The 18,430-nt window shown below is 56.5% G+C and carries 19 protein-coding genes; 11 read left to right on the top strand and 8 right to left on the bottom strand.

The genetic code is table 11. The annotated features are described in order from the left end of the window. The first annotated feature begins 7 nt into the window (after positions 1-7). The 10 genes from ACP15P_RS04910 to ACP15P_RS04865 all read left to right on the top strand — a co-directional run bounded on the left by ACP15P_RS04910 (position 8) and on the right by ACP15P_RS04865 (position 8,979). Entirely contained in the window at positions 8-568 is a 561-nt protein-coding gene (locus tag ACP15P_RS04910) for a NifU family protein (protein ID WP_424927395.1), read from the top strand. Further along, complete coding sequence (tsaB, locus tag ACP15P_RS04905; protein ID WP_424927394.1) at positions 561-1,217, top strand: tRNA (adenosine(37)-N6)-threonylcarbamoyltransferase complex dimerization subunit type 1 TsaB; 657 nt, start codon at positions 561-563, stop codon at positions 1,215-1,217. The genes ACP15P_RS04910 and tsaB overlap by 8 nt, the downstream gene beginning before the upstream one ends. Then, a complete protein-coding gene (locus ACP15P_RS04900) occupies positions 1,153-1,623 on the top strand; it encodes a GNAT family N-acetyltransferase (protein ID WP_424927393.1) in 471 nt (156 codons plus the stop codon). The genes tsaB and ACP15P_RS04900 overlap by 65 nt, the downstream gene beginning before the upstream one ends. Before the next feature lie 149 nt (positions 1,624-1,772). Further along, the gene (locus ACP15P_RS04895) at positions 1,773-2,774 is read left to right on the top strand and encodes a BMP family lipoprotein (RefSeq protein ID WP_424927392.1); all 1,002 of its coding nucleotides are present in this window, start codon (positions 1,773-1,775) and stop codon (positions 2,772-2,774) included. A 24-nt stretch (positions 2,775-2,798) separates the two neighbouring features. Continuing rightward, positions 2,799-4,364 (top strand): ABC transporter ATP-binding protein, encoded by a 1,566-nt coding sequence (locus ACP15P_RS04890; RefSeq protein ID WP_424927823.1) that lies wholly within the window; start codon positions 2,799-2,801, stop codon positions 4,362-4,364. After that, positions 4,361-5,458, top strand: a complete 1,098-nt coding sequence (locus ACP15P_RS04885) for an ABC transporter permease (protein ID WP_424927391.1) — start codon at positions 4,361-4,363, stop codon at positions 5,456-5,458. The genes ACP15P_RS04890 and ACP15P_RS04885 overlap by 4 nt, the downstream gene beginning before the upstream one ends. Then, a complete protein-coding gene (locus ACP15P_RS04880) occupies positions 5,458-6,423 on the top strand; it encodes an ABC transporter permease (protein ID WP_424927390.1) in 966 nt (321 codons plus the stop codon). Before ACP15P_RS04885 ends, ACP15P_RS04880 begins: the two co-directional genes overlap by 1 nt. Then, positions 6,420-7,241: a purine-nucleoside phosphorylase gene (locus tag ACP15P_RS04875; protein WP_424927822.1), complete on the top strand. Its 822-nt coding sequence runs from the start codon at positions 6,420-6,422 to the stop codon at positions 7,239-7,241. The genes ACP15P_RS04880 and ACP15P_RS04875 overlap by 4 nt, the downstream gene beginning before the upstream one ends. Positions 7,242-7,303: 62 nt before the next feature. Then, positions 7,304-8,215: a sulfite exporter TauE/SafE family protein gene (locus tag ACP15P_RS04870; RefSeq protein WP_424927389.1), complete on the top strand. Its 912-nt coding sequence runs from the start codon at positions 7,304-7,306 to the stop codon at positions 8,213-8,215. Further along, positions 8,212-8,979, top strand: coding sequence for a TIGR02186 family protein (locus ACP15P_RS04865; protein ID WP_424927388.1), 768 nt, complete (start codon positions 8,212-8,214; stop codon positions 8,977-8,979). The genes ACP15P_RS04870 and ACP15P_RS04865 overlap by 4 nt, the downstream gene beginning before the upstream one ends. 4 nt (positions 8,980-8,983) lie before the next feature. Here ACP15P_RS04865 and ACP15P_RS04860 read toward each other — a convergent pair whose 3' ends face one another. The 5 genes from ACP15P_RS04860 to ccrA all read right to left on the bottom strand — a co-directional run bounded on the left by ACP15P_RS04860 (position 8,984) and on the right by ccrA (position 13,666). Next, entirely contained in the window at positions 8,984-10,510 is a 1,527-nt protein-coding gene (locus ACP15P_RS04860; RefSeq protein WP_424927387.1) for an ATP-dependent DNA helicase, read from the bottom strand. A 62-nt stretch (positions 10,511-10,572) separates the two neighbouring features. Continuing rightward, positions 10,573-11,211: an acyl-homoserine-lactone synthase gene (locus ACP15P_RS04855; protein WP_424927386.1), complete on the bottom strand. Its 639-nt coding sequence runs from the start codon at positions 11,209-11,211 to the stop codon at positions 10,573-10,575. A gap of 79 nt (positions 11,212-11,290) precedes the next feature. Beyond that, entirely contained in the window at positions 11,291-12,028 is a 738-nt protein-coding gene (locus ACP15P_RS04850; RefSeq protein ID WP_424927385.1) for a helix-turn-helix transcriptional regulator, read from the bottom strand. Then, on the bottom strand, positions 11,970-12,182 hold the full coding sequence (locus tag ACP15P_RS04845) for a hypothetical protein (protein WP_424927384.1): 213 nt from the start codon (positions 12,180-12,182) through the stop codon (positions 11,970-11,972). The genes ACP15P_RS04850 and ACP15P_RS04845 overlap by 59 nt, the downstream gene beginning before the upstream one ends. A gap of 185 nt (positions 12,183-12,367) precedes the next feature. Next, positions 12,368-13,666: a crotonyl-CoA carboxylase/reductase gene (gene ccrA / locus ACP15P_RS04840; protein WP_424927383.1), complete on the bottom strand. Its 1,299-nt coding sequence runs from the start codon at positions 13,664-13,666 to the stop codon at positions 12,368-12,370. Between the two features lie 259 nt (positions 13,667-13,925). Between ccrA and ACP15P_RS04835 the strand changes: the two genes are divergently transcribed. Next, positions 13,926-15,899 carry a protein meaA gene (locus tag ACP15P_RS04835; protein WP_424927382.1) on the top strand — a complete coding sequence of 658 codons (1,974 nt, stop codon included), beginning with the start codon at positions 13,926-13,928 and terminating at the stop codon, positions 15,897-15,899. A gap of 12 nt (positions 15,900-15,911) precedes the next feature. Here ACP15P_RS04835 and ACP15P_RS04830 read toward each other — a convergent pair whose 3' ends face one another. The 3 genes from ACP15P_RS04830 to ACP15P_RS04820 all read right to left on the bottom strand — a co-directional run bounded on the left by ACP15P_RS04830 (position 15,912) and on the right by ACP15P_RS04820 (position 18,430). Next, the gene (locus ACP15P_RS04830; RefSeq protein ID WP_424927381.1) at positions 15,912-16,676 is read right to left on the bottom strand and encodes a hypothetical protein; all 765 of its coding nucleotides are present in this window, start codon (positions 16,674-16,676) and stop codon (positions 15,912-15,914) included. Between the two features lies 1 nt (position 16,677). Beyond that, positions 16,678-17,520, bottom strand: coding sequence for an N-acetylmuramidase domain-containing protein (locus tag ACP15P_RS04825; protein ID WP_424927380.1), 843 nt, complete (start codon positions 17,518-17,520; stop codon positions 16,678-16,680). Positions 17,521-17,650: 130 nt separating this feature from the next. Further along, complete coding sequence (locus ACP15P_RS04820; RefSeq protein ID WP_424927379.1) at positions 17,651-18,430, bottom strand: succinate dehydrogenase iron-sulfur subunit; 780 nt, start codon at positions 18,428-18,430, stop codon at positions 17,651-17,653.

The following is an 18,430-nucleotide window of genomic DNA, read 5'->3' as shown; positions in this document are numbered from 1 at the left end:
AGCTGGAATGTTTATTCAAACGGAGTCGACGCCGAACCCGGCGACATTGAAATTCTTGCCTGGACAGTCCGTTCTTGCAACTGGAACCGCGGATTTCCCGAGTGAAGCCGCCGCCGAGAGTTCGCCGCTTGCGCGCCGCATTTTTGCGACCGGAGATGTGACAGGCGTGTTCCTGGGGCCGGATTTTGTGACGGTAACCAAATCCGACTCGGTTGAGTGGGCGCATATTAAGCCCGCCATTCTGGGCGCGGTTATGGAACACTTCCAGTCGGGCCTTCCCGCGATTGAGGACGGTGCAGGCTCCGTTGGTCATGCGGAGCACACGGGGCCGGATGAGGAAATCGTGAATCAGATCAAGGATCTGCTCGATACGCGCGTCCGCCCAGCAGTAGCTCAGGACGGCGGCGACATTACATTCCACGGCTTCGAGCGTGGTGTCGTCTATCTGCACATGCAGGGCGCCTGTGCCGGATGTCCGTCGTCAACGATGACGCTGAAAATGGGCATCGAGAACCTGCTTCGGCATTACATTCCGGATGTGACCGAGGTACGCCCGGTCGGTGTCTGACGGTCCGCTCATTCTGGCATTTGATACAACGGCCGCGCGATGCGCGGCCGCTTTGGTTCATGGTGACACGACCCTTTTTCAGATTTCTGAAGCCATGAAACGCGGCCAGGCCGAGCGGCTTGTTCCGATGCTCGAGGAAACATTGGTCGAAGCGGGACGTAAGTGGTCTGATATTGATGGCCTTGCGGTTTTGACCGGCCCCGGCAATTTCACGGGTATTCGTCTATCAGTTGCAACCGCGCGTGGTTTGGCGCTGTCGCTTAACATTCCCGCTATCGGCGTGACGGGATTTGAAGCCGCGGCCCACGGCATGCAACGCGCGGTGCTGGCTTTCACCGACAACGGTCGGGGAAACACGTCCTGTCAGCTGTTTGTGGAAGGTCGCGCCATTTCTGAACCCACGGAAAACCCTGCGGATTTGTCATTAGCCGCTGACGTGATTTGCACGGGAGTGCAGACCGATTTCGCGCGCAGCGCCGGTTTTCCGTTTGTAGAAAAGAACAAAGAAGACCACCTCTGGCGCGCCGCACAGGTCGCCATGTGTAAGTTGCGAAACGGCGAAACTTCGTTGCCGGTCCCTCTTTATGTGCGAAAGGCCGATGCAGCGCCGTCGTCCGATTTGCCTCCCGTCATCCTCGATGACGCCTGAACGGCTCGCAGACCTTCATGGGCTCTGTTTTGAGGCTCCTGCCCGCGCGTGGACATCAACAGAGTTCAAGGACTTGCTTGATCAGCCGACCGTATTTCTTTGCGCGCTTGCGCACGGATTCGCCCTTGGACGCGCGGCCGGGCCCGAAGCGGAACTCCTGACACTCGCCGTCGATCCCTCCCGCCGCCGGGAAGGCATTGGCTCGAATCTTCTTGCCGGATTCGAAGAAACCGCCGCCAGTCGCAGCGTTGCGGAAATTTTCCTCGAGGTTGCGGAACACAACTCACCTGCCCGCGCTCTTTACAGACGGGCAGGATACGATGATGTCGGTAGAAGAGCCGGGTATTACCCGGTGTCCAGCGGTGCGGAGGTCGATGCCATCGTGATGCGTAAAATGCTGACCTAAATGGCTACTTGCGCGCAACAAAAAGCAATTGACCGTACCAGGCGTTAAGCCTTTACTGTCCGCAGATCCTTTTGCGAACGGGTGGGCGGATGGCACGGGCCGGATTGTTCAACCCTTTCCGCGCACCGATGAGTCCCTGGAGGTAAATTATGAAATACTTGACAACTTTCGTGTCACTGGCGGCCCTGACCGCAATGGCGGGAATTGCCAACGCGGAAGATGTGAACCCGGCGGTCATTTTTGACCTCGGCGGTAAGTTCGACCGGTCCTTCAACCAGGCGTCCTATGAAGGGGCCGAGCGGTTCAAGGAGGAAACCGGCATCGATTACCGCGAGTTCGAACTCCAGTCGGACGCCCAGCGCGAACAGGCCCTGCGCAAGTTTGCCCGCGACGGCCACAACCCCGTAGTTGTTGCCGGCTTCTCATACGGCTCTGCTATGGAAACCGTAGCCGCCGAATTCCCGGAAACCGACTTTGCAATTATCGATATGGTTGTTGATCTGCCGAACGTACGCTCGGTCGTGTTCAACGAGCATGAGGGTTCCTACCTCGTTGGCATGCTTGCCGCGATGGCATCCGAGACCGGGAAGGTTGGCTTTGTCGGCGGCATGGATATCCCGCTCATTCGCAAATTTGCCTGCGGATACGTTCAGGGCGCCAAAGCCGCAAATCCGGACGCGGAAGTTTTCCAGAACATGACCGGTTCCACCGGTGCGGCCTGGAACGACCCGGTCAAAGGCGGCGAGCTTGCCAAATCACAGATCGATCGCGGCGCCGACGTGATCTACCACGCAGCCGGCGGCACCGGCATCGGCGTTCTTCAGGCAGCGGCCGATGCGGGCGCCCTCGGCATTGGCGTGGATTCCAACCAGAACTACATCCATCCCGGCCAGGTGCTGACCTCAATGCTCAAGCGCGTTGATGTAGCCGTCTACAACGCGATGATGGACGTTCAGGAAGGTAACTGGTCCACCGGAATAAACGTGATGGGCCTCGCCGAAAATGGCGTCGGATACGCGGTCGACGAAAACAACGAGGAACTCATTACTCCGGAAATGGTCGAGGCGGTGGAAGCCGCAAAAGAATCCATCATCGCCGGTGACACAGTGGTTCACGACTACATGAAAGATGACTCCTGCCCGGTTTCCTGACACGTGAGCGACCTTTCCACTGAAATGCAAAATCAGGCAGGGCGGATTGATTCCGCCCTCGCCATCGAACTTGTCGGCATCTCCAAGAGCTTCGGCCCCGTTCAGGCCAACCGGGACATCCATCTGCCCGTGCGCCGCGGAACCATCCACGGCATCGTGGGTGAAAATGGCGCTGGCAAATCAACGCTCATGTCGATCCTGTACGGTTTTTATCAGGCCGACAGTGGGGAAATCCGGATCAACGGTCAGCGGACCGAAATTCCTGACAGCCTCGCCGCAATTTCCGCAGGCATCGGCATGGTTCACCAGCATTTCATGCTGGTTCAGCCATTCACCGTTCTTGAAAACATTATTTTGGGTGCCGAGGACGGTCCTCTATTGCGCCCTTCCCTGGCGAAGGCCAGATCCGAACTCGAACGCCTTGCAAACGAGTACGAACTGAGGGTCGATCCCGATGCGGTCGTGTCGGAACTGTCCGTCGGAGCCCAACAGCGCGTGGAAATCCTCAAGGCACTGTACCGCGAATGCGACATTCTGATCCTTGATGAGCCGACCGGCGTTCTGACCCCGGCGGAAGCGGATCACCTCTTCAGGATTTTGGAGCACCTCAAGTCCGAGGGAAAGACCATTATCCTGATTACCCATAAACTGCGCGAGATCATGGCCGTGACCGATGAGGTCAGCATCATGCGGCGCGGTGAAATGGTGAAAACACTTGTAACCAGCGAAACCAGCCCCAGCGAATTGGCTGAATTGATGGTTGGACGCAGGGTGCTGCTGAGGGTGGAGAAAACACCGGCGAAGCCCGGACCCGTGGCCCTGGAGGCAAAAGACCTGACGCTGATCGACGATAAAGGCGTGGAACGTCTACGGTCCGTGAGCCTCAATGTCCGCGAGGGCGAAATCCTCGGAATTGCCGGCGTCGCTGGAAACGGCCAGTCGGAACTCCTTGAGGTGCTTGCCGGCATTGCCGTCGCCAATTCCGGAACGGTGACCTTTCGCGGTCAGGATCTCGATCTGTCAAAAATCACCAATGCCAACCAGCGGCGCAAACTCGGTATTGCCCACGTACCCGAAGACCGCCACCGCCGCGGCCTGGTCATGCCCTACCAGACCTGGGAGAACACCGCGTTCGGTTACCACGGCCAGCCACGCTTTGAAGCCGGATACGGGCTCATGTCCCGCGGGGAGATGCGCAATGACGCCGTCGGAAAGATCGAACGGTTTGACATTCGCCCACCCGACACCAATCTCAAAAGCGCCAATTTCTCAGGCGGCAACCAGCAGAAAATCGTGTTGGCCCGGGAAATCGAAAGCGATCCGGATGTTCTGCTCGTGGGCCAGCCGACACGTGGCGTCGACATTGGGGCCATTGAATTCATCCACCAGCAAATTGTCACCCTGCGGGACCGAGGCAAGGCGATTATTCTCGTCTCCGTTGAATTGGATGAAATTCAGGCCCTGAGTGATCGGATCATCGTTATGTTCGACGGCCGCGTTTCCGGCGAAAGGCTGAGCAGCGAGACCGACGAGCGCGAACTGGGGCTTTTGATGGCCGGCATTGACCCGGAAAAAAGCGAGGGAGCATGAACGACAAACTGCCGCGCTGGGTCGATCTGGCGCTGATCCCGCTGATAAACCTCATACTGGCCTTTCTCGTCGCGGGCCTTGTCGTGGTTTTCATCGGTGAGGACCCGATCCAAGCCGTGCGCTTGCTGCTGGTTGGATCGCTTGGCTCCAGCTACGGTATTGGGTTTACACTCTACTACGCGACAACATTTGTGTTCACGGGCCTCGCGGTCGCAATCGCTTTCCACGCCGGTCTTTTCAATATCGGCGGAGAGGGCCAGGCAGCCCTCGGTGGCATTGGGGCTACCCTTGTGTGTCTCGCCTTCGACTGGCCACACTGGACCCTCGCCCTGCCCTTTGCGATCCTGGGTGCCTGCCTGTTCGGTGCCGCCTGGGCCTTTATTCCCGGGTATCTCCAGGCAAAACGCGGCAGTCACATCGTGATCACGACGATCATGTTTAACTTCATTGGCGCAGCCCTGGTTGTCTATCTTCTGGTGAATGTACTCAAGGTGCCTGGATCAATGGCACCCGAAACGCGGAACTTCGCAGAGGGTACGCACCTGCCGTTCATGCACGAGATCCTCGGTGTTTTTGGAGTTACGATTTCAAAAACCCCACTGAACCTCTCGGCTTTTCTGGCTCTGATCGGCGCGTTTCTAACGTGGCTTTTGATATGGCGGTCGCGGCTCGGGTATGAGATGCGGGCACTCGGTTTTTCCGAACCGGCTGCCGTCTACGCAGGTATCGACCCCGTTCGCATCACCATCATCGCAATGGTTCTGTCCGGGGCGATGGCCGGGATGATGGCCCTAAACGTGGTGATGGGCTTCCAGCACAGGCTGGTACTCGACTATGTCGGTGGGGCCGGGTTTGTTGGCATCGCCGTGGCTCTCATGGGACGCAACCACCCGGTGGGTGTGGTCATCGCCGCCATCCTCTTCGGTATCCTCTATCAGGGCGGCGCGGAACTCGCTTTCGACATGCCAAATATCAGCCGGGAGATGATCGTGGTCATCCAGGCTCTGGTCATTCTCTTTACCGGCGCACTTGAAAACCTCGTCAGGTTTCCGATGGAAAAACTGTTTGTCAAAAGCGGAACGAGGACGGGCTGATGGATATCGACGTTTTTGTTCAGTTGATGGGATCAAGCCTGCGCCTAGCAACCCCGCTGCTGCTTGCGTGCCTCGCCGGGCTTTTCTCTGAAAGGGCCGGGATATTCGACATCGGACTGGACGGCAAAATGCTTGCCGCAGCATTCGCCGCCGGCGCGGTCGCCGCCGTGTCAGGTTCGGCATGGCTCGGACTTCTCGCCGGCATTGGCGCCTCCATGGCGCTTTCCGTTGTGCACGGGCTGGCTTCGATCACGCTCCGCGGCAACCAGCTGATTTCGGGTGTGGCAATCAACTTTCTGGCCTCCGGAATGACGGCCCTTATAGGACAAAACTGGTTTCATCAGGGGGGCCAAACACCCCAGTTGACCGCGGATTCACGCTTCCTCGGAATACAGTTACCCTTCGCCGAAGGCCTGTCATCCGTGCCTGTCGTCGGTCCAATCTATTCGAACTTCATTTCAGGCCATAACATACTGGTATATATCGCTCTTCTCACCGTTCCACTTACGTGGTGGATCCTTTTTCGGACGCGGTTTGGCCTCAGGTTGCGCGCCGTGGGCGAAAACCCGGGGGCGGTCGATACCGCTGGCATTTCGGTGGTTGCCCAACGGTATCAGGCAGTGCTGATTTGCGGCCTGCTTTGCGGTATCTCAGGCGCCTACCTGTCCACCGGCATGTCGGCAGGCTTTGTCCGCGAAATGACCGCCGGTAAAGGCTTCATAGCGCTTGCAGCACTCATTTTTGCCAAGTGGAAACCGTGGCCAGCCCTCGGCGCCTGTTTCCTGTTCGGCTTCCTTGAGGCGTTCGGCATACGTTACCAGGGCTTCACCATTGCCGGAGTCACTGTCCCCGTGCAGTTCATGCAGGCCCTTCCCTACATTCTGACTGTCGTGATCCTCGCGGGTTTCGTAGGCAAAGCCATACCGCCTAGAGCCGGCGGTCAACCATACGTAAAGGAACGATAACCGTGGACCTGCTCAGTACAGTTCGCAGCCGTGCGGGAGATGAACCGGTGCAGGTGGGCCTCATCCTCGGCTCCGGTCTTGGGCATCTTGCGGATACGGTCGACGGGGTTGCCATACCTTATGAGGATCTGCCCGGGTTTCCACACGCCGGTGTGTCGGGACATCAGCCCAAACTGGTGATCGGTGATCTGGAGGGAGTTCGTGTCGCAATCCTCGGTGGGCGCGCGCACTACTATGAATCCGGTCAGGCCGCTGTGATGCGGGGACCAATTGAACTCCTTCAGCAGCTGGGAGCGGAAACCCTGCTGTTGACCAACGCTGCCGGTTCCTTCCGCGCGGATATCCCGCCGGGCGACCTGATGCTGATAAACGATCACATCAATTTTTCCGGGCTAAATCCGCTAATCGGCGAACCAACCGACCGCCGTTTCGTAAATATGACCAACGCCTATGATCCGGAAATTTCAACCCAGCTGGAGTCGGCTGCCGCGTCTGAGGACATCGCCATAAAATCGGGTGTTTACGCCTGGTATTCGGGACCAAGTTTCGAAACACCTGCCGAGATCCGCGCGATCAAAATACTTGGCGCGGACGCGGTAGGTATGTCTACGGTTCCTGAAGTGATCCTGGCCCGGTTTTTTGGAATGAAGGCCGTCGCGATTTCAACCATCACCAATATGGCTGCAGGTATGAGCGACGAAAACATCAGTCACGAACATACCAAGGCCATGGCTCCGCTGGGCGCGGCAAAACTGGAAAAGGTAATCCGCAGGTTTTTGAGGAACATTTCCGTTAACCCTGGGTCGAAACCAGTATAATATTCCTCACTGAACTAAAGCCAAATCCGGCCGAACCGAGTGTGCCAAACAGGTTTCGTTGAATGCAGCTGTACCTCCCGATTGCCGAAGTCTCAGTGGATGCTTTTCTGCTCCTTGGGATCGGCGGGATGGTTGGGATCCTGTCAGGGATGTTTGGCGTAGGCGGTGGATTTATTCTTACGCCGCTGCTGTTCTTCATAGGCATCCCCCCGGCAGTAGCGGTCTCATCCGCCGCGAACCAGATTGCCGGTTCGTCCTTTTCGGCCCTGCTTGCGCACCTCAAACGAAAAACCGTCGACATCAAGATGGGCACGGTGCTTCTGGTCGGCGGACTCGTTGGCTCCTCGATTGGTGTGGCGATTTTCGCCAAGCTGAAAGAAATGGGCCAGTTTGAGTTGGTCGTCAGCATCCTCTACGTGGCGCTGCTCGGCACCATAGGCGGGCTTATGTTTGCCGAAAGCCTGCGGACCATTCGGCGTCAAAAAAAGAACACACCGGTCGCAGCCCGAAAGCGGCATACCTGGGCACACGGGCTGCCACTTAAAATGCGGTTCAGAACGTCGCAGCTTTACGTCAGTGCCATCCCACCTTTTGTCGTCGGCATTATGGTCGGCGCACTCGCCGCCGTTATGGGAGTGGGCGGCGGCTTTATCATGGTACCGGCCATGATCTATGTTATTGGAATGCCAACAAAAGTTGTGGTCGGCACCTCGGTGTTCCAGTTTCTGTTCGTCACCGGCTACACGACGATAATGCACGCTGTACAAAACAAATCAGTCGACACTGTCCTGGCGGTGATACTGCTCCTTGGCGGCGTGATCGGCGCTCAAATTGGTGTACGGCTTGCCGCAAAGCTGCGCGCGGAACAGTTGCGCATCCTGCTTGCTGCGCTTGTTTTGCTTGTGTGTTTCAAACTCGCCAGCGACCTCATTCTTGAGCCGTCGGAGCCCTATTCAATTGAGTTGAGCCGATGATCATACGTGCGCTTCTGGCTCTGTTGCTGCTTTGGGTAATGCCCGTCCAAGCCGATGAACGCGTCGTAACCGGAATATCCAAGGACAACATCGCACTCAATGCGAGCTTCAACGGATCAAGCCTTTTCGTATTCGGCGCCGTCAGTCGCGACGCCCCGATCCCGATAGATGCGCCAAAACTTGATGTGGTGATCACCATCAAAGGTCCGGAAGGACCCGCCGTGGTACGCAGGAAGGAACGCTGGTTTGGAATTTGGGTGAACCGGGTATCGGTGACCGTCCGCGACGCTCCGAGTTACTACGCCATCGCTTCAACGCGTAATCTGTCTGACATCATCACCCAGACCGAGATGCTGCGTTACAAAATCGGCATGGATCAGGCGGTTCGGAAGGTTGAGAGCCATCAGAAACTTTATGATACCCAACCTTTCGCTGAAGCCGTCGTGCGCATCCGGATGGATAACCGGCTCTATTCACAACGGGACTGGGAAGTGTATTTGGCCGAGGAAACATTGTTCCAGTCCGAATTCGAGATGCCCTCCAATATTGTGGAAGGTGAATACACCGCAGAATTTTTCCTGATCCGCGACAAGGAAGTCGTAAGTACCGGATCGACCGAAATCATTGTACAGAAAACCGGGATTGAACGCTGGCTCTACAATTTGGCACAGAACCAGCCCCTGATCTACGGGTGTCTCTCGGTGTTCATCGCCCTGGTCGCGGGATGGGTTGCTGCCACGGCCTTCTCTCTCGCCAAGCGCTAAGCCCCTATTTCGCGCCCTCTCCATCCTGAACTTCCATTTGAAGCGCAGGCGCCTCAAACCTTGCCGCCAGGTCTGAGACGGAAAGCGGCTCGGTAGGTCGGGCCAGTGCATACCGGGTCACCCAGTGCAGCCTGTGTTCAGCCCGCGTAATCGCAACATAAGCCAACCGCTTCCAAACAGCGATGCCCGCCTCCGACCTGTTGGACCATGCCGCCGCGCCGATATCGGGGGCAAAAAGCTGAACCTCGGGCCATTGCGAGCCCTGGGCCTTGTGAATGGTAACTGCCGAACCGTGCAGAAACACCGCACCCATATTGGCCGCGGTCGGTATGAACGGCTCTTCCGCATCCGGCAGTTCAATCTGAATGATGCTGGCCACACCGAACTGCGGATCATCGGCCCCAAGAAGGTGAATACGGCTGAACCCCGGCTTGCGACCCGGCGCCAAATAAACGGCCTGCGCCCCTTTCACGAGACCGCGGGCCTCCAAATCCATACGCCGTTTGCGATGTTTCAGCGGCAGTTCAATTCCATCACAGATCAAAGGCTCACCGGGAACCAGATCTGTCGGTGGAATTCCATGCGCGGACCTGAAGGCATGTATCAGCCGGATCCTCGTTTTGTTGCGCCACACAAGAACCGGGGCCCGCGCCATTGCGGTCGAATCAACACGCGGACTGATCACCACGCGATCGTCCCGTTCCGCCGCTTCGCGCACCATGTCCTCAAAATTGTCGAACGATAATTCCGAATCGCCGAGTGCATGAGCAAGGTCGAGAATCGGGTTATCCGCCTGCTGACGGTGCACACGGCCCAGTGTTAGACGCGAATCGTCTTCGAGATCGTCGAAAACCATGCCGCCTTTTCCGCCCACCGGGGCCAGCTGTGCGGGGTCCCCAAACAGAATCAGGGACCGAAACAGTCCCCTCAGGTCCTCATACTGCCGCGAATCAAGCATCGATGATTCGTCGACGAGGCCAATATCCAGCGGCTCCTCCCGCAGCTTCCATCCCTGGATGAAATCAGACCCGCGCAACCCGGCGCTGGCGAGGGCCCCGGGGATGGAAGGATGGGTTGAATAAAAGGCATGCGCCCGGTCCAGAGCCTCTTCGGTAAGGTCCTCGATGGCCGGCCGTTCCGCCTTCCCCATCAACCACTCGGCAATCGCCTCATAGTCGGGGTGATACAATGGTGTGTAGAGAATTCGGTGGATGGTCGTTGCGGGCACCCCCCGCGAACGCAAAACGCTTGCGGCTTTGTTCGTCGGAGCCAACACGGCAAGAGTTCGCCGTGTCCTTATGCGCCGACTTTCGAAATCGGAGGAAATGGCCTCGACACCCGCGGCCATCAGACTTTTAACCAGTTCCGCGAGAAGCATGGTCTTGCCGGACCCGGCTTTACCCACAACAGCCAATGTCGGCTGTTCACCACCCTCGCCGGTAATTTCCGAGGCTTTCAGGTCAATCCCGGCCGCGAGGAGCATTTTGAATATCCGCTCCCACGCGTGCGCCTGATCCTCAGAAAATTCCATTCGTTTCGCCCGCGCCTGTTCAACCTGACCCTGTTACCAACAGGGTCCGTGCATGACCAGCCTCAGGCCGCCGCCAAACTCTCATCATTAAAATTTGCGTTAAAGCTCGCATCGAACCAGTAAGCCATGTCGTCAGCCGAAATTCCGGATTTACGGCAGAGTTCGTCGCGAGCCTCGGTGCTGATGTCCCAGACGCCAATGCTGATGGCTTCGCGGTCATCACCATCCGTTCCGATGATTTCCGGAACCCAACCAATCCGGCGGTAGATGGCGTGTGTCCGGGTGTAGATAACGCCGATCGCCTGATCGAGGCCAAAACGGATGCCCAGTTCCAATCCCGCTGCCAAAAGGGCAGCTGCTACATTGGGACCCGCCCCTGGAGCGAGGCAAAAGCGCGTGCATTCCCAGATCACCGGGCTCGATATTTTAACACCATCCGTCAGGTGGGAGAAATAGTCATTGGTCATGATCTGACCAACGGTCGGCATAATACGAATAGATCCACCATGCGTGCCGTCTTCATTCTGCCAAATGACGTAAAGCGGGTTCATCGCATCGTACTGATCGATTTCGTGACCGTTTTCATTTACGTTAACATCCCAGTTGTGGCGATCCTTAAACTGGTAGGCACGATCCTTGAACATGGAGTCAGCAAGTACCGGGAAGTTTTTAAGTTGATCAGCGTAAATATAGTGGATCATGTTGTGCTCCAGTGTTCTTTGACTGGAGCAATAAATGACCTTCAAATTTTAACAAAATTGAAAGCTACCGTGCGCTGGCTTAATACTTCGGAAACTCTTTTTGCCGACCGATGATACCCCGTGCCGTTGCCAAAGCTACTGCATGGGTGACGTTGGCCGCCCCGAGTTTGTGTCTGGCGGAGTCGATATAGGCCCGCAGCGTATTCTCCGAAATATTCAGCTCATTGGCGACCGCCGCGCGACTTTGTCCGAGGCTGAGCTGGGTCAGGGCATCCTTTTCCCTTGGTGAAAGATCAAGCGGCGATCCGACTGTCTCCTCATTGATGATCCGCATGGCCTGCTGATGTACGAGGTGGGAAACAACCAGAATGTCCTTGCCCCTGCTTTGTGTGAATTCGTTCCACTCGTCATCTGACGCATTGTCATTCAGGGCGAAGAGGGCGAATTCACCATTGGGGCCAAATATCGGAACCGACCATCCCTGGTTGCCGATCCCCGCCTTCGCCGCATCCTTGGCGAAGGCCCGGGCTTTCGGATTGGACCAGTCGAGTGACTTCCAGTCCATCGGGATGAAGCGGCGTGCGGCACCTATCACCACCGGGTCGATTTTGACGTATTCCTTCTCCACATACCGCCGGGCCCACTCAAGCCCATATGTGAACGCTCCGACGTGTTCGCCTTCACGGTTAACAGTGTGGTATACTACATGGGCTACGCCGAAGTAATCGCGTAACTCGTGGGTCCAGACCTGAAGTTCCTCAATGGACTTCGTGATCTGCAAACGTTCCAGTAGGTCTTCCAGTATGTCCTGAGGCACTCGTAACTGTTTCCGTTTCAGCCATCTTCAAGCCTATTTCACGTGCTGCGACGAAAATAGCGTCATCGAGCTGTTCCGCAAGCTCAACCATTCCATTCTTTTCGGAAAACTGCCTGATATCCTTGAGAATATCAATGACCCAATAAGCTTTCATGTCGGCACCTCAGCAATGAGCTAAATTTCATTGAATTGTTTGTACCATTAAGGTTCGCGCGCCGATATTCGCTATTTATGTCCCCCCAAAAATGGGGGGATACGAATTTTCAAGCAATTGAAATTGTTGGATTTCGGCGCGCGGGGAGCCGGACCGGAACAATTTTACGCGTTTACGAATCAGTCTCAAACGCGCCCTTTGCTGGCCTCAACCGTGTCCTCGAAAGTCCGCAGACCCGCAACCGGTGCACTCACGAGAACAGCCATGTTTCCTGGCTTGTGCAGGTTTTTCCGCATTTTCACATGGCCATCCGGAATCTCCGCCCACGGAAGCACTTCAGACATACAAGGGTCAAGCCTTCTTTCTATCATTAGTTGATTTGCGGAACTTGCCTGCTTCAGATGCGCAAAGTGGCTGCCCTGGATGCGCTTCTGGTTCATCCACACGTAACGCGCATCCATGGTGAGATTGTACCCGGTTGTACCGGCACAGATCACGACCATGCCGCCCCGCTTGCAAACGAAGGTGGATACGGGGAACGTCGCCTCACCAGGATGCTCGAACACCATGTCGACATTTACACCCTTGCCGGTGATGTCCCAGATTGCCTTACCGAACTTTCGAACCTCGGCAAACCATTCCTTGTACTCCGGCGAATTAACGGTCGGCAGCTGCCCCCAACAGTTGAAGTCCTTACGATTGATGACGCCTTTGGCACCCAGCCCCATGACGAACTCACGCTTGTCCTCTTCCGAGATCACGCCAATCGCATTACCGCCAGCCGTATTGATCAGCTGGATGGCAAACGAACCCAGACCACCGGATGCTCCCCAGACCAGAACATTCTGCCCAGGCTTCAGTTCGTGCGGATGGTGGCCGAACAGCATCCGGTAGGCCGTGGCCAGCGTCAGCGTGTAACAGGCGCTCTCTTCCCACGTCAGATGGCGCGGACGCGGCATGAGCTGCTGAGCCTGAACATTGGTGAATTGCGCAAAGGATCCGTCAGGCGTCTCATAGCCCCAGATGCGCTGGCTCGACGAATACATCGGATCGCCACCGTTACATTCCTCGTCGTCACCGTCATCCTGATTGCAGTGGATGACAACCTCGTCGCCCACCTTCCAGCGTGTAACCTTGTCACCGACGGCCCAAACTATGCCGGACGCATCCGACCCCGCAATATGATACTCAACCTTGTGAACGTCAAAGGGACTGATTGGAATGCCGAGCCCGGCCCAGATCCCGTTGTAGTTGACCCCGGCAGCCATCACGAGAACCAGAACCTCGTGACTGTCCAAAACCGGAGTGTCCACGACCTCAACCTTAAAGGACTCATCGGGTTCGCCGTGGCGTTCACGGCGGATGGTCCATGCGTACATCTGCTTCGGCACGTGGCCCAGCGGAGGGATTTCTCCAACCTCGTACAAGTCCTTTTGCGGCGCATCATGGTTGGGCGTTATGTCAGGTGCGTCGAGAGGTGCCACTTGCGGTTTTCCTTATCATAAGAGTTCAGTCCGGCGTCAATTTTCGCAATATTATTACGAAAATCGTCTGATATCATCATTTACAGCAAAAATGGCCGGACGCAACCCGCATTAAGGGCCATTTTCGCCGCATTGCGAGAGAAATCTTACAAAAAAATTGAATTGGTAAACGAAATTTTGTTTCGTCTATTTGCGCCGCAGCGCAAAAGACTATACTCATAGGATAGCGAGAAATGTGATTCGAAGTGACGGAAAACCCATGAGCGCACCCGAAAGAGACAAACCCTGGCTGTTCAGAACATACGCAGGTCATTCCACGGCAGCCAAATCTAACGAACTTTACCGCTCAAATCTCGCCAAGGGTCAGACCGGCCTTTCCGTGGCCTTCGACCTCCCAACACAAACGGGATACGACAGCGACCATATCCTCGCACGCGGAGAGGTCGGCAAAGTTGGGGTTCCCATTTGCCATATTGGCGACATGCGTGCCCTGTTCGACCGGATCCCGCTCGAGGAGATGAACACCTCGATGACGATCAACGCCACGGCCGCATGGCTCCTCGCGCTGTATGTAGCGGTGGCTGAGGAACAGGGTGCGGATACGACCAAACTCCAGGGTACCGTTCAGAACGATATTATTAAGGAGTATCTTTCGCGCGGCACGTATGTCTTCCCACCGGAGCCGTCCCTGCGGCTGATCGGCAATATTGCCGAGTACTGTCTCGGCAACATGCCGAAATGGAACCCGATGAACGTCTGCTCCTATCACCTTCAGGAAGCCGGAGCGACACCGGAACAGGAACTGGCGTTCGCCCTCGCGACGGCCACGGCCGTTCTGGACCAGGTACGCACCCAGGTTGCGCCCGAAGACTTCCCAAAGATGGTTTCCCGCATCTCATTCTTCGTGAATGCCGGGATCCGCTTCGTAACCGAAATGTGCAAGATGCGCGCCTTTGTGGAGCTCTGGGACGAAATCTGCCGCGAACGCTATGGGATTGAGGACCCGAAACTCCGCCGGTTCCGTTACGGTGTTCAGGTCAACTCCCTTGGTCTCACCGAACAGCAGCCGGAAAACAACGTCTATCGCATCCTGATCGAAATGCTGGCTGTGGTTCTCTCCAAAAAAGCCCGCGCCCGTGCCGTGCAGCTACCCGCCTGGAACGAGGCCATCGGCCTGCCCCGGCCTTGGGATCAGCAGTGGTCGCTAAGGATGCAGCAGATCATGGCGTACGAGACTGACCTTCTTGAATATGAAGATCTTTTCGACGGCAACCCTGCCGTGGACGACAAGGTCAAATCCCTCTGCGACGCCGCGCGCGAGGAGCTTAAGAACATCGATGCCATGGGCGGTGCCGTCGCGGCAATCGAACACATGAAGTCTGCCCTCGTGTCGTCCAACAGCATTCGTTTAGCCAAAATGGAAACCGGCGAAACGACAGTGGTGGGCGTGAACCGCTTCCAGGAGGGCCAAACCTCCCCGCTTATGTCCGGGGACCGGGCAATTGTGGTGGTCGACCCCGCGCTTGAGGCGGAACAGATCGCAAGCCTTCAGGAATGGCGCGAAACGCGGGATCAGGCGGCCGTCGATGTGGCGCTGGCAGAACTGCGTAATGCTGCCAAACTGAAGAAGAACATCATGCCCGCCTCAATAGCAGCAGCCAAAGCAGGTGCAACCACCGGAGAATGGGGTGAGGCGATGCGCGGCGTCTTTGGTGAGTACCGGGCCCCAACCGGTGTTGGCCGTTCGTCCAACGCCCAGGCTGCCAACCTCGGTGAGGTGCGCGAAGCGGTCGATGCGGTCAGCAACGCCCTCGGCGCCCGGCTGCGCTTTCTTGTCGGCAAACCTGGCCTTGATGGACATTCAAACGGCGCCGAACAGATCGCGGTCCGCGCGCGTGATGCGGGAATGGAAGTTCACTATGACGGTATTCGCCTCACTCCTGGGCAGATCGTGGACGCGGCGCTGGAAAACTCGGTCCACGTCATCGGGCTGTCCATCCTGTCGGGATCACATCTCTCTCTTGTAACGGAAATTCAGGAGCGAATGAAAGAAACGGGCCTGGAGGACGTCCCCCTCATTGTGGGTGGCATCATCCCGGAGGAAGACGCCAAAAAACTTCGGGAGAGTGGTATCGCGGCGGTCTACACGCCAAAAGATTTCGATCTAAACGACATCATGTTCGACATCATTAAACATGTCGATCCCCGACGGCGTTCGGAAAGCGCCGCGTAACGCGACGGGCCGTCAGACCCGTCCCGCGACCAGTTCGGCAACAAAATCCCGACGCTCCGGCTTTGTTGCTGATACTCCGGGGGTTTGTGAAACCCCGCTTGTGACCCCTTCAGTATTCTGCGTAACAACCGGCTGCATCATAAGTGGCTGCGCCGCCATAGCCTGAGCCTGCTTGTTTTCGAGCAGACCCGCTGCGGTTTTCCGGTTCTCACGCCCAACATCCACAAGCGCATCCCGGAAGGCGGACAGCTGATCGTCCTTCTCTTTTGATCCACGGGAACTCCCAAACTCAAATGCGAAGGCATCGCTCAGCATTTTGAGGAGCGCGCCCGCGACAGTTGTGATCAGAGCGATCATGGCCGTCGTGTATTCGCCCTCATTGCCAACCCGTGCAATGCGAATTGCAGCAATGATACAGGCAGCCAAACCGGCTGCCACACAAATCAGCATGATGTTCCCCCGGCGGCGCCCTTCGGCCCCGACAGCCATCTGATAATTCCTGGCGCTGGCACGGTCTTCCAAGATCCGGGCATGTTCCTGCTGATCGAGCATTGCGAACTCAAAACGGACCTGCTCCATTGCTTCCGGATCATCACCGAGAGAAGCGATAATCTCTTTTGCACTCGCGTCTTTCGGCAATCCTGCAACACGCGTAGCAACATCGACAACCTGATCGGCAACCTCGCCGGCCCGTTCGCCGCCCAGTTTTGTTGCCAGCATTGGAAAGAAAGCATCCGCAAGCGAGATCGCAGTCGGGATCAGAAAACTGACAGCCATTTTATGCCTCCTCCAACTCAACCGCGCCCATAGATATTCCCAGAGCCTCGCACAGATCCCTGTTAATCAGTCCCGTCGGCTCCATACCGTTCAACTTCTGAAACTTGCGGATGGCACTGAACGTCTTTGGACCGACCCAGCCATCAACCACCAGATTTTCGGTCAAATCGTCTCCGAGTACGGCATTCAGGGTAGCCTGAAGCAGCACAGCATCACCGCGTTCCGGAGAAATCTCTCCGCCGGCCAGCTGCTCCTCCTGTTCCTTCAGCTTCCTGGCAAACGCAGCCGCCATTTTGACGTCGTATTTGTTCTTTGCATAAGCGGGACCGTTGTAACCGCGCGCGAAACGCGCCCAATCCCTGCTGCGCAACTCATCGGCAAGACCCGTCCCAATGATGAAATTCACAAAAGCCATCAAATGTTCGGCTTCATTGTCGGCCATTGCATTCACGAAATCCCGGACATCCAGGAAGCCCGCGAGTTCATGATTGAACCCCATGATCTGAAACATGCCCCAGGAAGTGGAAAGAAGGGCAGGGTCGGGATTGTCATCGTTGATGTTGATGGCCTCGACCAGTCGGTCATACTCCCCGCGACCGCCCTTGTAGTGAACCTTGGTCCACCGACGGTAGGAAAGATGCGGTGCCTCGCTGTCGAAACGCCGATCCGTATATTTGCTAAAGTGATGTCCCTCAAAGAGAATACAGGGAAGGTTTGTGCCCTTGATGTATCCGCTGCCCCTCGCCTCAACCTCGGCGACGGCACGAACGACACTGGAATCAACGTCAAGTCTACGGGCAGCTGCCAGAAAATCCGAGCCCCGCAAATACTGAACTTTTATCATGAAATTCTCCCGAACAATTGCAAAGCATAATCGAAATGGTCGATTCGATCAATTCAGCCGCAATTATTGGGAGAGTACAGTACGCTGGTCCCAATAAGTCTCAGGACCAGCAACCAATTTTTAAGGTCTATTAGACCCGACGCTCAACCATCATCTTCTTAACCTGCGCAATAGCCTCAGCCGGGTTCAATCCCTTCGGGCAGGTCTTCGTGCAGTTCATGATGGTGTGGCAACGATACAGCTTAAACGGATCCTCAAGGTCATCCAGGCGCTTGCCCGTGGCCTCGTCACGGCTGTCAATGATCCAGCGATAGGCATGCAACAACGCCGCCGGGCCGAGATACCGGTCACCATTCCACCAGTAGCTCGGACAGGCGGTGGAGCAGGACGCACACATGACGCATTCATAGAGGCCATCGAGTTTCTTACGATCCTCAATCGATTGCCGCCATTCCTTCTCAGGTGTATTCGTCGCCGTTTCCAGCCAGGGCATGATTGAGGCGTGCTGGGCATAGAAATGTGTCAGATCCGGGATCAGATCCTTCACAACCGGCATATGCGGCAGCGGGTAAATTTTGATGTCACCCTCAATCTCGTCGATGCCGTATATGCAGGCCAAAGTATTGATGCCATCGATATTCATGGCACAGGAGCCGCAAATACCCTCCCGGCAGGAACGCCGGAACGTAAGCGTCGGATCGATCTCATTTTTTATCTTGATGAGAACGTCCAGGACCATGGGGCCACAGGTGTCCAAGTCCACAAAATATGTGTCGAGGCGCGGCGCGCTGCCCTCCACCGCATCGTAGCGGTAGATTTTTACCGTTCTCACATTGGTCGCGCCCTCCGGCTTGGGCCAGGTTTTACCCGAAACCATCCGGGAATTTTTGGGCAGGGTAAGCTCGACCAT

The organism is Amaricoccus tamworthensis, assembly GCF_049800875.1.
Lineage (GTDB): Bacteria > Pseudomonadota > Alphaproteobacteria > Rhodobacterales > Rhodobacteraceae > Amaricoccus > Amaricoccus tamworthensis.
This window is presented reverse-complemented; position numbering and strand designations above follow the sequence as displayed.

Excerpts from the sequence above, each read along its gene's own strand:
- ACP15P_RS04825 (WP_424927380.1), bottom strand. The coding sequence starts at position 17,520 with ATGATAAAAGTTCAGTATTTGCGGGGCTCGGATTTTCTGGCAGCTGCC.
- ACP15P_RS04880 (WP_424927390.1), top strand. The coding sequence starts at position 5,458 with ATGGATATCGACGTTTTTGTTCAGTTGATGGGATCAAGCCTGCGCCTA.
- ACP15P_RS04870 (WP_424927389.1), top strand. The coding sequence starts at position 7,304 with ATGCAGCTGTACCTCCCGATTGCCGAAGTCTCAGTGGATGCTTTTCTG.
- ACP15P_RS04895 (WP_424927392.1), top strand. The coding sequence starts at position 1,773 with ATGAAATACTTGACAACTTTCGTGTCACTGGCGGCCCTGACCGCAATG.
- ACP15P_RS04885 (WP_424927391.1), top strand. The coding sequence starts at position 4,361 with ATGAACGACAAACTGCCGCGCTGGGTCGATCTGGCGCTGATCCCGCTG.
- ACP15P_RS04830 (WP_424927381.1), bottom strand. The coding sequence starts at position 16,676 with ATGGCTGTCAGTTTTCTGATCCCGACTGCGATCTCGCTTGCGGATGCT.
- ACP15P_RS04910 (WP_424927395.1), top strand. The coding sequence starts at position 8 with ATGTTTATTCAAACGGAGTCGACGCCGAACCCGGCGACATTGAAATTC.
- ACP15P_RS04835 (WP_424927382.1), top strand. The coding sequence starts at position 13,926 with ATGAGCGCACCCGAAAGAGACAAACCCTGGCTGTTCAGAACATACGCA.
- ACP15P_RS04820 (WP_424927379.1), bottom strand. The coding sequence starts at position 18,430 with ATGGTCGAGCTTACCCTGCCCAAAAATTCCCGGATGGTTTCGGGTAAA.
- ACP15P_RS04860 (WP_424927387.1), bottom strand. The coding sequence starts at position 10,510 with ATGGAATTTTCTGAGGATCAGGCGCACGCGTGGGAGCGGATATTCAAA.
- ACP15P_RS04865 (WP_424927388.1), top strand. The coding sequence starts at position 8,212 with ATGATCATACGTGCGCTTCTGGCTCTGTTGCTGCTTTGGGTAATGCCC.
- ACP15P_RS04855 (WP_424927386.1), bottom strand. The coding sequence starts at position 11,211 with ATGATCCACTATATTTACGCTGATCAACTTAAAAACTTCCCGGTACTT.
- ACP15P_RS04890 (WP_424927823.1), top strand. The coding sequence starts at position 2,799 with ATGCAAAATCAGGCAGGGCGGATTGATTCCGCCCTCGCCATCGAACTT.
- ACP15P_RS04845 (WP_424927384.1), bottom strand. The coding sequence starts at position 12,182 with ATGAAAGCTTATTGGGTCATTGATATTCTCAAGGATATCAGGCAGTTT.
- ACP15P_RS04900 (WP_424927393.1), top strand. The coding sequence starts at position 1,153 with ATGTGCGAAAGGCCGATGCAGCGCCGTCGTCCGATTTGCCTCCCGTCA.